This window comes from Opitutus sp. sgz309028 (genome assembly GCF_059821195.1).
The window spans coordinates 189,987-203,344 of sequence record NZ_JCAMRR010000005.1; the positions used below are offsets into that span (position 1 = coordinate 189,987).

General features: G+C 65.3%; 11 protein-coding genes. 3 read left to right on the forward strand and 8 right to left on the reverse strand.

The genetic code is table 11. The features are described 5' to 3' along the window. The first annotated feature begins 8 nt into the window (after nucleotides 1-8). Nucleotides 9-737, forward strand: a complete 729-nt coding sequence (locus AC6RV7_RS19035) for a LamB/YcsF family protein (RefSeq protein WP_500095782.1) — start codon at nucleotides 9-11, stop codon at nucleotides 735-737. Here AC6RV7_RS19035 and AC6RV7_RS19040 read toward each other — a convergent pair. From AC6RV7_RS19040 to trpC, 6 genes are all read right to left on the reverse strand, one after another. Then, nucleotides 734-2,383: a SpoIIE family protein phosphatase gene (locus tag AC6RV7_RS19040; RefSeq protein WP_500095783.1), complete on the reverse strand. Its 1,650-nt coding sequence runs from the start codon at nucleotides 2,381-2,383 to the stop codon at nucleotides 734-736. The genes AC6RV7_RS19035 and AC6RV7_RS19040 overlap by 4 nt on opposite strands. A 151-nt stretch (nucleotides 2,384-2,534) precedes the next feature. Beyond that, the gene (gene pepF, locus AC6RV7_RS19045) at nucleotides 2,535-4,403 is read right to left on the reverse strand and encodes an oligoendopeptidase F (RefSeq protein ID WP_500095784.1); all 1,869 of its coding nucleotides are present in this window, start codon (nucleotides 4,401-4,403) and stop codon (nucleotides 2,535-2,537) included. 109 nt (nucleotides 4,404-4,512) lie between these two features. Beyond that, nucleotides 4,513-5,007, reverse strand: coding sequence for a GNAT family N-acetyltransferase (locus tag AC6RV7_RS19050; RefSeq protein WP_500095785.1), 495 nt, complete (start codon nucleotides 5,005-5,007; stop codon nucleotides 4,513-4,515). A gap of 17 nt (nucleotides 5,008-5,024) precedes the next feature. Next, a complete protein-coding gene (locus tag AC6RV7_RS19055; protein ID WP_500095786.1) occupies nucleotides 5,025-5,696 on the reverse strand; it encodes a hypothetical protein in 672 nt (223 codons plus the stop codon). A 46-nt stretch (nucleotides 5,697-5,742) separates the two neighbouring features. Further along, complete coding sequence (gene rsmA, locus AC6RV7_RS19060) at nucleotides 5,743-6,570, reverse strand: 16S rRNA (adenine(1518)-N(6)/adenine(1519)-N(6))-dimethyltransferase RsmA (protein ID WP_500095787.1); 828 nt, start codon at nucleotides 6,568-6,570, stop codon at nucleotides 5,743-5,745. Between the two features lie 25 nt (nucleotides 6,571-6,595). Next, nucleotides 6,596-7,399: an indole-3-glycerol phosphate synthase TrpC gene (trpC, locus tag AC6RV7_RS19065; protein ID WP_500095788.1), complete on the reverse strand. Its 804-nt coding sequence runs from the start codon at nucleotides 7,397-7,399 to the stop codon at nucleotides 6,596-6,598. A gap of 97 nt (nucleotides 7,400-7,496) precedes the next feature. On the opposite strand from trpC, the gene AC6RV7_RS19070 reads away from it, so the two are divergent. Then, a complete protein-coding gene (locus AC6RV7_RS19070) occupies nucleotides 7,497-8,186 on the forward strand; it encodes a MazG family protein (RefSeq protein ID WP_500095789.1) in 690 nt (229 codons plus the stop codon). A 6-nt stretch (nucleotides 8,187-8,192) separates the two neighbouring features. After that, nucleotides 8,193-9,158, forward strand: coding sequence for a tyrosine recombinase XerC (locus AC6RV7_RS19075; RefSeq protein ID WP_500095790.1), 966 nt, complete (start codon nucleotides 8,193-8,195; stop codon nucleotides 9,156-9,158). Nucleotides 9,159-9,176: 18 nt separating this feature from the next. On the opposite strand, the gene AC6RV7_RS19080 is transcribed toward AC6RV7_RS19075, so the two are convergent. Beyond that, nucleotides 9,177-11,438: a hypothetical protein gene (locus AC6RV7_RS19080; RefSeq protein ID WP_500095791.1), complete on the reverse strand. Its 2,262-nt coding sequence runs from the start codon at nucleotides 11,436-11,438 to the stop codon at nucleotides 9,177-9,179. Between the two features lie 98 nt (nucleotides 11,439-11,536). Continuing rightward, nucleotides 11,537-13,309, reverse strand: a complete 1,773-nt coding sequence (locus tag AC6RV7_RS19085) for a SpoIVB peptidase S55 domain-containing protein (protein WP_500095792.1) — start codon at nucleotides 13,307-13,309, stop codon at nucleotides 11,537-11,539. Between the last annotated feature and the right edge of the window lie 49 nt (nucleotides 13,310-13,358).

The window sequence follows — 13,358 nt, forward strand, 5'->3', positions numbered from 1 at the left end:
TTCGGCGCATGACGGTCGATTTGAACTGCGATCTGGGCGAAGGGACCGCGTGGGACGGCGAGTTGATGCCGCTGATCACGTCGGCGAATATCGCCTGCGGGGCGCACGCCGGGGATCTGGCCACGATGAAAAAGGCGGTCGAGCTGGCGCATCGCAATCACGTCGGCGTCGGCGCGCATCCGGGATTCGCGGATCGCGAGCATTTCGGCCGACGCGAAATTCCCCTGACCCCGCGCGAGCTCGCCCGCCAGGTGATCGCGCAAATCGAGGCGCTGCGAGAACTCGGGCCGGTGCGACATGTGAAACCGCATGGCGCGCTGTATAATCTCGCGGCGCGCGAACGCGGAGTCGCGGATGTTATCGCGAACGCCGTGCTTTCGGTCGATCCGTCGCTGATCCTCTTCGGTTTGGCCAACAGTCAGCTCGTCGCGGCGGGTCGGGCGAAAGGCCTCCCGATCGCGGAGGAAGTGTTTGCCGATCGCACGTATCAAGCGAACGGATCGCTGACGCCGCGGACAGAGGCGGCGGCGCTGATCTCCACTGAAGCGGCGGCGGTGGCGCAGGTGCGTCGCATGGTGCACGACGGCGTCGTGATCGCGGTCGATGGCACGACGGTGCCCGTGCACGCCGACACGGTGTGCGTGCACGGCGATGGCGAGCGCGCGGTGGCGTTGGCGCAAGCCCTCCGGCACGCGCTGGAGGCGGACGGCGTGACGTTACGCCCGTTTGGCGCCTAGATTTCGTAGGAAACCGGCTGCACGACGCAGGTGGTGCCGGTGGACTGGATGGCGACGAAACAGACGTCGTCTTCGAAGGTGTCGCGCCCGCTGAACGCCGCGAGTTCGGCGACGACACGCGCGCAAAGCAGCTCGGCGCTGGTGTCGGCCGAGCCGGCGAGAAGTTGCGCGAGTCGTTCGTCTCCGAACTCCTCGCCCTCGCTGTTGGGGGCCTCGATGACGCCGTCGGTGAAGCCGAAGAGAAGGTCGCCGGGCTGGAAATCCACGGCGCGCTGGGTGTAGCGAAACACGCCCAGCAAGCCGGCGGCGGGTTCCGGGTTCGGGGTGGCGAGCGCTTCGATCCGGCCATCGCGACGCCGCACGAGCGGCGGGGGATGTCCGGCGTTGCCGAAGACGAGCGAGCCGAGCTCGGTGTCGATCACTCCGTAGAAGACCGTCGCGAACACCGGCTGGCCGGTCTGTTCGAGAATCGGCGCGAGGCTGTGATTGATCTCGGCGAGAACGTGAGCGGGATCGGCGGCACGACGATCGAGTTCTCCGACGACGCCGCGAATCAGCGCCGTGAGCAGTCCGGCGCGAACGCCGTGGCCCATCACGTCGCACACGAGCACGCCACAGCGGGTGTCGGACAACTGCACGAGGTGGAAAAAGTCGCCGCCGAGCGTGGTGGCGGGGATGTAGCGGTGCGCGAAGCTGAGCGCGCTGGACTCGACCGGCACGCCGCGCGGAAAAACCGGATACGAGCGGGAGAAAAACGATTCCTGCACCTGCCGGGCCATCTGAACATCGGCTTCCATCTCGGCGGTGCGACGGCGCAGCTCCTCTTCGGCGACCTTGCGTTTGGTGATGTCGTGGCTGATGCCCACGAGGCCGACGATCTGGTTGCGCAAGTCGCGCAGCGGGACCTTGGTGGTGAGCGACCAATGCGTCTGGCCTGACGCGCTGAAGTCGGATTTCTCCTGGTTGAGAATCGGGGTGCCGGAAGCGAGCACCTCCTTGTCGTCGGTAATGGCCTGCTGACCGCGTTCGTTGGGAAAGAAGTCGAACGTGGTGCGTCCCGTCGCCTGCTCCTGCCGGTGCACGCCGAGGGTGGCGAGGTGCGCGAGGTTGTTGAGGAGGTAGCGGGACGCGAGGTCCTTCACGTAGATCCGCGCCGGCAGGTGGTCGATGATCGTGCGGAGGAGATTGCGTTCCTCGACGAGTTTTTCCTCGGCCTGCTTCGCGGCGGTGATGTCGCGGGTGAGTCCGAAGGTGCCGATGATTTTTCCGGACGGATCGCGCCACGGCATCTTGGTGGCGGAACCCCACGCGATCGTGCCGTCCTTGAGGGTGAGCTTCTCGACCTTGGCGATCATCGGCACGCCGGTGCGGATGATCTCCTGCTCCTGGGCGAACGCGACGTCGGCATGGACCGGCGCAAACAGGTCGTAGTCGGTTTTGCCCACGACCGCTTCCGTCGAGTCGACGCCGTGCCACGCAACGTAGGCCTTGTTGACGGTGACGAAACGACTTTGCAGATCCTTGAAGTAGATCCGGTCGGGGATCGTGTCCATCAACGCCCGGAGGATCGCGGAGTCGAGGAGCGGCGAACCGGCGGCGGGTTCATGGCTCGGCGAAGTCGAGGAGGCGGGCGGAACGGAGGACACGGGAAGTCGAAGGCGAAGGAGATCGGGCGGAGGCGCGGGAGACGGGAGCGAAAGGAGGTTGCCGGCCGATGGCAACGTCCGTCGGCCTCGGATGGTTCGATCCCGCCCACGGGGCGCGCGCATCGCGGGCAGATGCGCGCGCTGCGGGCAACTATTTCTTTTTGGCGGCGAGGATCGTCTCGATCTGGTCCATGATCGAGTTCATGCGCGCCACGAGCGCCCGATACGGTTGGGGCGTGGCCAGGTCGACGCCCGCGCGCTTCACGAGATCGTAGGGATGGTCGGAGCCACCGGCCTTCAGCAGTTCGAGGTAGGTGTCGACGGCGCCCGGCTCGCCCCGAAGGATGCGATCGGCAAAGGCGGTGCCGGCGGCGATCGACGTGGCGTATTGGTAAACGTAAAACCGGCGGTAGAAATGCGGGATGTAAGCCCACTCGATGGTGACGAGATCGTCGATCTTCAGCACCCCTTCGGCATCGCCGTGATAACGGCGGAGAATGTCGCCATAGATTTCGCTGAATTTCTGGCCGGAGAGCGAGCCGCCCTTCTGGACGATCTCGTGAATCGCGAGCTCGAACTCGGCGAACATCGCCTGGCGGAAGAACGTGCCGCGCATGTTTTCCAACGCGGAGCCGAGATAATAGAGTTTTTCCTCATCGCTCTGCGCGACCTTCAGCATGTGGTCGAGAAGGAGCACCTCGTTTTGCGTGGAGGCGATTTCGGCGGTGAAAATCGAATAACGGGCGTCGGTCGAAGGCTGAGTGGCGTTGGCGAGCAGCGAATGCACGCCATGGCCCCATTCGTGCGCGAGGGTCGAGACGGATTCGTAGTCGTCGTTGTAGTTCATCAGCACATACGCGTGCGCGTCGTGCACGCTGCCGCTCATGTAGGCGCCGGAGCGTTTGCCCGGTTGCGGGTAATAGTGCGTATAGCGGCCGGCGAGGGCGTCGGCGTAGAGCTGCTTGTAGTCGGCGCCGAGCGGGGCGATCGCGGCGATCGTGAGCTCCTGGCCGGTGGCCAGCGGAAACTTTTTGTCGAGGGCGACGATCGGCGGGTAGATATCCCAGTAGCGCAGGTCGGAAATGCCCAGCATCCGCGCGCGAAGTTTGAAGTAGCGGTGCAGGGTGGGGAGGTTGGCGTTGGTCTCGGCGATGAGCGTGCGATAGACCGCCTCCGGAATGTTGTCGGCGTCGAGCGCGGCGGCGAGGGTGCTCGGGTATTTGCGGGTGCTGGCGTTGAACCAGTCGGTCTTCAGTTGCGAGAAAAGCGACACGCCAAACGTGCGCTCGTATTCGCGGAATTTTTTCCAGAAGGCTTCGAACACCGCCTGGCGGTCGGCGCGGTTCGAAATCGCGCGCCACTTCGTGTAGCCGGCCTGATCGAGGCGGGCTTCGGTGCCGTCGGAAAGCTTGATCGTGGGCCAGGGTAGGTCGGCGTTGGTCAGGATGCCGTAGAGCGCGCTCGGCGTGGCGGTGACGAGGCCCGCGGCGGAGAGCACGCCCTCGGCTTCGGCGCCGAGCGTGTGCGGCGCGGCGCGCAGCGTTTCGAGGAGCCGGAAACGATACGGTTTCAACCGCGGCTCGGCGTCGAGGAACTGCCGGATTTTGGTTTCGCCGACGGCGAGCAGTTCCGGATCGATGAAGCTGGTCGTCCGCGAAAACTCGGTGCCGAGCAGCCCGATTTCCTGCTGTCGCTCGAGGGAGGAGGCGTCGCGGGTGTTTTCGTCGAGTTTCAACGAGGCATAAACCGCGAGCCGGATGTAGGTGTTGCGCAGGTCCTCGACGTAATCCATCGCCGCCAGCAATGCGCCTGAGCTCTGGCCGAGTTTACCCTCGAACTCCTTGATCTTCGGCAGGCCGGCCGCGAGACGGTCCTTGGCCGCCCGCCACGCCGCATCGTCGGCGAACAGCGGCGTGAGGTCCCAGGTGGCCGCAGCGTCGCGCGTCGCGGGCTCGGCGGCGTCGAGCGCCGGAGCGAGCAGAGGCAGGGTGGAAAATAGCATCAAATGGGTGAATTTCATCGTGCCCGACAGCCTGCGAAAATGTCGGCCGAAAACCAGCGGGAAAACCGGCCGGACCGCCATCGGCCGTCGCGCCGACGCTGCAGCCGTCGCAATCGAAAAAACCAGCTCAGTCGGCGACGCGCCGTCCGACGATCACCACGTCGCGATCGACGCCATCGAGTCGCGTCACGCCCGGCAAATAGGCCCAGCGCTCGAAACCGAACCGGGCAAAAAGGTGCAGGCTCGGTTCGTTGTGCGCGAAAATGTAGCCGAGCAGCACGCGCAGGCCGAGCTGCGGTGCGCGTTCGCAGGCGCGTTGCAACAGATGTTTTCCGATCCCCTGACCGCGATGCGCGGCATCGACGTAGACGGCGAGCATCGCCGTGCCGTCGTAGGCGGCACGCGCGTAGAACGGATCGAAGCTCAGCCAGGCGATGATGTCGGCGCCACGCTCGGCGACCCAAATCGGTCGGCGCTCGGACGGGTGCGATTCGAACCAAGGCGTGCGGCTCTCGACCGTCACCGGATCGAGATCGGCCGTGACCATCCGGCTCGGAATCGTCGCGTTGTAGATGTCGACGATTCGCGGCAGATCCGATCGCTGCGCGTCGCGGACGATCATGGGAGCGGGGATCCGCTTTACTTGGCGGCCTCGGCAGGCGGAACGGTGAACGTGATCTTGCCGAGCAGCTCGACGAGTCGCCCGCGAAGGATGTCGTCCTCTTCCGCGGGCGTTTTGTTGTAGGAGCTTCGTTCGAGCACACGCTCGGCGAGTTCGATGCTCAGCACGAACACCCAGCCGTTGCGCACGAGGAGAAGATTGCCGCGCTTCGCGTCCGGCACCTGGTCGGCGCTGGTGACGAAGGAAAGTTTGTGCGCGAACATCGAGCCGCCGGGGAGTAGCAGGTAAACGAGGAGCGCGCCGTCCTGAATGCCGGGGGCGAACTTGGCGCTTTCAACCCGCGCCCCCGGGAAGCTCTGTTGAAAATCCGGCATGACCACATTGCCGAAAAAATAAGCGAGATAGTCCTTCGTGCCGCGGGTGGAAAACTCCCACCGTTGCGTTGCGTCCATCGGGAACGCCGCGATCGTTGCGAGCACGCTGAAGTCGTCCTGAAACGTCACCACGTTTTCCGTATCGGTGATCGTGGCGCCGAGTTCGGGCAGCACCGGGATCGTCACGCGAAAGGCGCCGGTGGGCGAGAGGTAGGTTTTACCCTCGACGCTGCCGGCGAGCGTGCCTTGGGCGACGGCGGAGGGGGCCGCGCAGCAGAGAGCGAGGGGAAGAAGCAGGAGCAAACGACGAAGCATGGGAGCGAAGGTTAGAAACAGACGGCCGCCTTTCAAGGCGGTTACTTTACGACCGGGCGAGGTGTTGCCAAAGTTCCGTGGAAATGGCTTCGGGCCGGGTCTGTGGCGTCACGCCGGCTGCCTCGAGCTGCGCGAGCCAGCGCTCGCCGCGGTCGGCGGCCAATCCCCGCAGCAGTCCGCCGATTTGCTTCCGCCGCTGCTGAAAGCACGCCCGGATCAGCGTCTTCGTTTCAGTTGGAAAAATGAAGGGCTGCGGCCGACGCACGAGATGCAGGAGATACGAATCGACATCCGGTCGCGGAAAAAAGCACGCGGCCTCGACCTTGTGGCCGGGCGCGACGGCAAATGCGGATTGGAGGAAAATCGAAATGGCGCCGAACGATTTTGTGCCAGGTTGGGCCACGTAGCGTTGCGCGGCTTCCTGTTGCAGCATCAACACCATCCGCTCCGGCAACGGGCCGCTCAGCACTTCGTCGAGCCACGGCGTGGCGATCGCGTAAGGCAGATTCGCGACGATCTTGAACGATGCCGCGGCGTCGCCACTCAGCCCCGCGAGCGGATGCTCCACCGCGTCGCCCTCGAGCAGATGAAAGCGATCCGGAAAACGCGGCACGAGCGATTCGGCGAGATGCGCATGCATCGCCCGATCTTTTTCGACCGCCCACACCTCCGCGCCGGCTTCGAGCAACGACGACGTCAAGGTGCCGAGGCCGGGACCAATCTCGACTACGCGATCGCCGGGCTTGATTTCGGCGAGCTCGAGCGATTTCCGGACAATGTTGCCGTCGACGAGAAAGTTTTGCCCGAGGAAGCGCTTGGGTTGATGCCCCAGCTTCGCGAGCAACTCCCGGGTGGCGGAGGGCGTCAGCGGCATCGGAAAGGCAACCGAAACAGTGAGACTAGCGGGCGCGACGGAAATCCGCGATCAACGCCGCCGGATCCGCCGCCTTCATCAACGCCTCGCCGACGAGGACCGCATGGGCGCCGGCGCGGCGCGCGCGCGCCGCATCCGCGGCGGTAAAGATCCCGCTCTCGCTCACCGCGATCACGTCGCGCGGAAATTGCGGAATCAGCCGCTCGCTCAAGCCGAGGTCGGTTTTGAAAATGGCGAGATCGCGGTTGTTGACCCCGATGATTTTGGCGCCGTGCCGCACGGCCCGCTCGAGCTCGTCTTCGCGATGAATTTCGAACAACGCGTCGAGACCGGCGGCCTGCGCGGCGGAAAACAGCGTCTGGATTTCGGCATCCTCCAGCGCGCGAACGATAATCAGGATCGCGCTGGCGCCGGCTTCACGGGCCTGCAGGACCTGGATCGGGTGCACCATGAAATCCTTGCGCAAACACGGCCGCGCCGGCGCGACCGACCGGAAATGCGCCGTGACGCCGCGCAGGTCGTCGAGCGTGCCGCCGAAAAACTTTTCGTCCGTGAGCACCGACAGCGCGTCGGCGCCCGCCGTCTGATAACGCTGCGCCTGCTCGAGCGACGACGCGCCGGCCTTGATGTCGCCGGCGGACGGCGAACGGCGCTTGATCTCGGAGATCACCGCGAGATCGCCGTCGGGGCGACGCAACGCGCCGGCAAACGACGGCGCCCGCGGCAAACGGGCGTCGAGCGCGGCCAGTTCGGACTCCGGCACGGGCCGGATCAGCGGAGCGATCTCGCGCCGCTTGTGAGCCATGATCTCCGTGAGTTTATCGGACATGAACCCAAGCACGAAACACACGCGGGACGCGAAAACGAGACAGATTTCGTCAGGAATTTTCGTGTATTTCCCCGCTTTCGTGGTTTCTCCTCAACCCATGAGCGCGATCGACGATCTTCGGCAAACGATGGCCCGATTGAGATCCCGGGACGGCGGTTGTCCCTGGGACCAGGAGCAGACCCACGCGTCACTGGTGCGCTGCCTGATCGACGAGGTCAGCGAGCTGATCGACACCATCGACCGCGGCGACTACCCGCACATGCGCGAGGAGTTGGGCGACGTGCTGATCCAGGTGGTGTTTCACGCCTGCATCGCGGAGGAGAACGGGCAGTTCAACTTCGACGACGTCGCCCGCGAGATCAACGAGAAGCTCATCCGCCGTCATCCGCATGTCTTTGGCAGTGGAAAACTGGATACGTCGGACCAGGTGATCGCGCAATGGGACGCGATCAAGGCGCAGGAGAAAAAGAACGGACCGGTCGCGAAAGGGCCCGGCCTGTTCAAGGAACTGCCGCCGCGTCTGCCGGCGTTGATGTTTGCCGAGGCCGTGTGGAAGCAGATCGAGAAGAAACAACTGCCGACGGACGGCGTGGTGGACCGCGCGCAAGTCCTCGCGCTGGAGCGCACGCTCGAGGCCGAGACGCTTGGCCGCCAGTTATTTGAGCTCACCGCGGCGGCGCGGGCCCAGGGACTCGATCCGGAAGGCGCGCTGCGGCTGCACGCGACGAAAGTCATGCGAACGATCGAGGAAAAGGTCGGCGCGGCCGACTCCGGCCATCTTCGCTGAACCCGGATGGGCGAGAAAGCCCCAGCTTCGCACGAGGGCGCCGCCGCGAGATCCGTCCCGGCGGAAATCATGGCCGCGTGGTGGCAGCCGTTTGCCGATTTTCTGGCGAAGGAGCGACGCTACTCGGCGTATACGGTTCGCAACTACCGGCAGGCGTTCGAGGATTTTTACCGCTGGCTGGTTGACGCCGGTTGGTGGGCCGGCGGTTTCGACGCGCTCGGCCCGCGCGAGATTCGCGATTTCGTCATCGAAGCGCAGCGACGGTTTGGACGACGGACGCTGCGCAATCACGTGTCGGGGCTGCGTTCGTTTTTCAAATACTGGCTGCGCCACGAGCGCGTGAAGCGGGATCCGTTTCTCGGGATCCCGCTGCCGAAAATGGAGAAGCGGCTGCCGAAGTTTTTGACCGAGGAGCAAATGACGAGGCTCCTCGCGGGACCGCAGCGGTTGTTGCAGAACGAAGGTGTCGACGCCTTCACCGCCCACCGCGACCGCCTCGTGATGGAGCTGCTTTACGGCGCGGGGTTGCGGGTGAGCGAACTCGTGGCACTCGATTACGGTGCCATCGATCTGGAGTCCGGCGTGGCACGGGTGTTGGGCAAGGGACAAAAGGAGCGGCTGTGTCCACTCGGGCGCGTCGCCACCGCGCTGGTGGCGGACTTCAAAAGGAGATTCGCGCGAGATACCGGTTATGCCGCGCCGGTGCTCGTCACGACCGCGCACGAACGCATGTCGGTCCAGCAGGTGCAGCGAATGCTGAAGCGTTATCTCGCGCTCGCGGACCTGCCGCACGACATCACGCCGCACAAGCTGCGGCATTCGTTCGCCACGCACTTGCTGAATGCCGGCGCGGACCTCCGGCTCGTTCAGGAACTTCTCGGACACGCGGAGCTCGCCACCACGCAGGTTTACACCCACGTGAGCGTCGCGCGGCTGAAGGAGATTTACGCGAAGGCGCACCCGCGCGCGTGAGGGCGCAGATGCGGCGCGTCACCACGTGAGCCGGCGGCTGCGCGTGTTGCCGACAGTGTCGTAAAGCGTGACTTCTACGGCGGTGGCGCCGGCGATCCGATCGGCGGGCACCTCGAGGCTGAACGTCTCGTCGCGGCTATCGCGGATGCCATCCACCGGCTGTTCGGTGTGCTCGCGCGCGCCGTTGTTGAAGATCGCTTCAATGCCGTCGACGAGCGAAAGCGCGTCGCGGCCGCGAACGGTCACGACGAGCTTGTCGCCCTGGCGGCGGGCCGAGGCTTCGAGAATCTCGGGCGCGGTGCGGTCGACGATCAAATCGTCGGTTTCGATGGTCGTGCTCAGGCGATCCGCGGGCGCGCGTGGTGCAACTTCGGATACGCTGAGGCGGGTGAAGTAAACCCCATCGGCGAAATGCGAGGTGTCGAACTGCACGTAGCTGTCGCGGGAGTTGACTGCGATGTCGGTCCAGGCCGGTTCGTTTTCGCGGCGGAGCGAGAACGTCACCTCGAGGTTGTCGCCATCCGGATCGACCACGGTCCAAAGGACCACCTGGATTCCCGGCGCGGGCACGACCTGGCTGCCGAGGAACGCACCTTTCTGTTTCGCATCGGCGTCCTTGTTTCCGCTTTGGATCACCTGGCCCAGCGAAACGACAACCGGCGGTGGCGGCTCGGGCGAGGGGACCAGGGCGAAGTTGGCCGAGAGGAAACGGAATTCCTGCAACTGCGGCCGGCGGTTCTGCGGGAGCGCGTAAAGATCCGCCTTGTCGATTTGCGCGGTGGTCGCGGCGGCGGGAGGCAGGGTCAGGCGCAGCTTGATGTAGCGGCCGCGCAGGTTCTCCGCGCTCCAACCGCCATCATGCTCGCGCAGGGGGGTCCAGTCGGACCAACCCTCGATTTCGTCGCTGCCGTTGCTCGTGCGCAGCGAGACCTGCAAGGCGTTCGGTGCGATATCGCGCAGCCGGTTGAAACGCAGCGCGCCGATCTGCGACGGGCCGCCGAGATCGATGCGACGCGTTTCGGCTTCACGCGCGTCTTGCCCGGCGAAATCGATCAATGCGAAACCGGGCGCGTTGTTGCGCATCGCGAGAAAACGTCCGGGCTGGTTCGGGATGGATGCGAGGCCGTTCAGTTGCGAAGCGATGCTACCCGCGAACGTGAGTGAGAGGCGTTGCTTGAGGTCGTAGCCGACGACCTCGCCCTGTTCGCCGCCGGTGACGATCAGGAGGTCGCCGTGACGGGCGACGCGGTAAAACGCCGTGTTGCCGCGCGACGCGAGCGTCTCCGGAAAACCGCCGCCGGGAATCCACACCAGCGAACTGCGTCCGCTGAAGCGATCCGCCGCCGGCGGCAGGAGCGAGATCGGCTCCGCAGTATCCTTGTTGCCACGACCGCCCGGCGTGATGCGCGCTTCGCCGGAACCGCCGGAAAAGGTGAGCGTCGCGAACAGGCCGCCGTCCTCCGCCGGCAAAAGATCCGTGACCTCGGCGTCGCGGTTCTCCTGAAGCACCACCGGACGATGCGAGGGGGCATCCGCCTTCGCGCCGGCGGGTTCAAAGGTGTAGATGTTGCCCTTCGGCGCGGAGCCGGCGGCGATGCGACCGTCGCTCAGACGCGTCAGCCGGCGGACATTGCGATCCCGGATCTCCGCAAAGAGTGTGATGCCCCGGTCGGCGAGCTGTTTCTGATCCGTGAGTTTCTCCGCGGCGACGCCCGCTTTTGCGAACTTGGACAAATCGATCTGGTAGATCCGACCCGGATTGCCGGTTGCGGCGAGAGCGGTTTTGCCGTCCAACACCAGCAGATCGAAAATCGAATCCACCGGCAGGCCGACGCGGGCCACCTGTTGGCCGTCGCGCACGAGACAGAGTGCGCCTTTAGGCGAAGTGCCGGCGAGCAGCGATCCATCCGTAAGCGGTGCGAGCGCGAAGACGTGCGATTCGTCCAGCTTCACGAGTTCGCGGGTCGTGAACGCGCGCGTCTTTGCATCGAGCGAGACCTCGAAAATCTTTCCGTCGGGACCGGTGCCCAGCAGCCATTTCGCGGGATCTTTCGTCGGCGCGAGGCTCCAGAAAAGATCGGCGGGCGCGTCGCCCGCGAGCTCCGTGAGCGCGGGCCCCGCGACGAGGCGGCCGTCCGAGCGGGCGGCGAATCCTTTCAAACTGCGGCTGGGGGCGTCGCGGAAAAAATCGATCTCGGTGGACCGCGAGAGCGGTTCGGCGTGAGCGACGACGCTGGCCAACGCGAGGCAGGGCAGGAGCAGGGAAAAACCGCGGATCACGGGAGAAAAACGGAATCGATTGAAGGAAAAGGCAAGCGGGCGTCCGCATCGCGTCAGCCCGGCAAAACCAAAAGGCCGGTCCAGGACCGGCCGTGAAATCACTCCACGATCTTCAGCGAGCGTCGCAGCGTCACGCCGGACAATTTGCCGGCCAGCACATGCGTTTCCCACAGCGGGAGCGCCGCGTCGACTTGGTTAAAACGCGCTTCGTCGGCGGCGCGCGCGATCCGTTCGAACGAGGACGGCGCTTCGGGCGTCGCGCTCGTTTGGTCGGTGAAGAGACGCGTTTTTTCGACGACCGCGAGACAGAGTCCGTCGGCCGGCCGGGCCTCGCGCAACGCATCGAGATACGCGTCGAAGCTGCGCAACTGCGACGCGGCGAGCACGCGCGGACGGCCCGACATTTCGTCGAGCACGCGGCCGGGCGCGAGGACCACATCGAGCGTTTTGCCGACCCACGCCGGATCGATCGGAATCTCGAACGTCTGCCGCTGCGAATCGCCCTGGTAATCGCGCCACGAAAGTGTCGCCTGCACGACGTCGCCGCCGCGCGCGCTGGAGCGGGAGAGTTGGAAAAGTTCGAGCGTGATCGCGGGATTCCGCTCGAGCGGTTCGACGCTGAAGACCACGCGGCCGGGAAACGTCTTCTCGTAGGGATTCTGCAGATTCTGCGCGAGGTCCTGCATGAACTCGTTCAGACCCTGTTGGAAACCTTGCGGCCCGGCGTAGAGCGTGCTCGTGGCGAGCCGCGGTTTTGCGGGAAAAACGATGTCGCTGCGCAACCGGAAACCCTTGCTCAGACCGGCGTCGTTCGAGCCGAGAATCGCCTGGCTAACGCCCGTGGCGACGAGCACGGGTGTCAGGTGCTCCTGACGCGCGACGGAAAAATGCAGCGTTTTCGCGGGACCGCTGGCGGAATGGACGACCACCTCGACGTCGGTCATTTCCGGGCCGGCGCCGAGCATGCCCGAAACGGCGGAGAGCCGGTCCTGCGTGATCGTGCCGATGACGGGGCCGGTGTTGGCAACCTTCACCGACTGCATCTGCGACGGCAGGATGGTAACGATTTCCGCCGCGCACATCGGCAGCGACACGTCACCGAGCGACATCATCGGGTGACCGAACGCGGTGATGCTCTGGCCGTCGACGGCCGATACCGTGCCGGTGCCGGCGAGCGTGATATCGCCGGTCGCGAGCGCGACGGCGACGGCCGAGCCGGGCGTGAGCGACGCCGTCGGCGTTGCGGAATTCGAAGCTGAGAGATCGGAGTTCGTGCCGCCGGCCATGCTGCCACCGAGCGAGGTGGCGGTGAGTCCGAGCGCCGCGAGGCGCGGAGCGAAAAGATCGGCGACCACCGGGCTCAAACCGCTGAGCGTGAACACCGGTTTCAGCGGACGCAGGTTGTCGGTGGCCGCGGTTTGCGGGGACGAAGCGGGTATCGCGGGCGCCGCCGGAGCGAGCGCGGCGGCCATCTTCGTTTCCACTTCCATGAGATCGGCGGCCGGCGTGAAGCCCGCGTAGCGCACGGTCTCGAATTTCTGGATCTGGTAACTGAGCGCGCCGGCGAGCTTGCCGTCGATGTAGAGCGGGCTGCCGCTCATGCCGGCGACCGCGCCCATTTTCTGCACGCGCGGATCGGTGAGCTCGCAGAGAATCAGGGACTTGCCCGGACCGAGAGCGTTGCGCACGACGCCGGTGACCTCGACGGTGAACGGCTCGGGTTCGGTCCCGCGGAACACGGTCCACACTTCGCCGCGCTGGCCGGGCTTGAGCTCGTCGACGGAAATGATTTCCCGCGACGCGGGTTGGGCGGCAAACGACAGGCCGGAGAGCGCGGCCAGGAAAATAACGACGGACAAACGACGGCGCATTACCAGAGAGACGAAGGACAAAACGGAGGAGGACAAACGACAGCGGGAT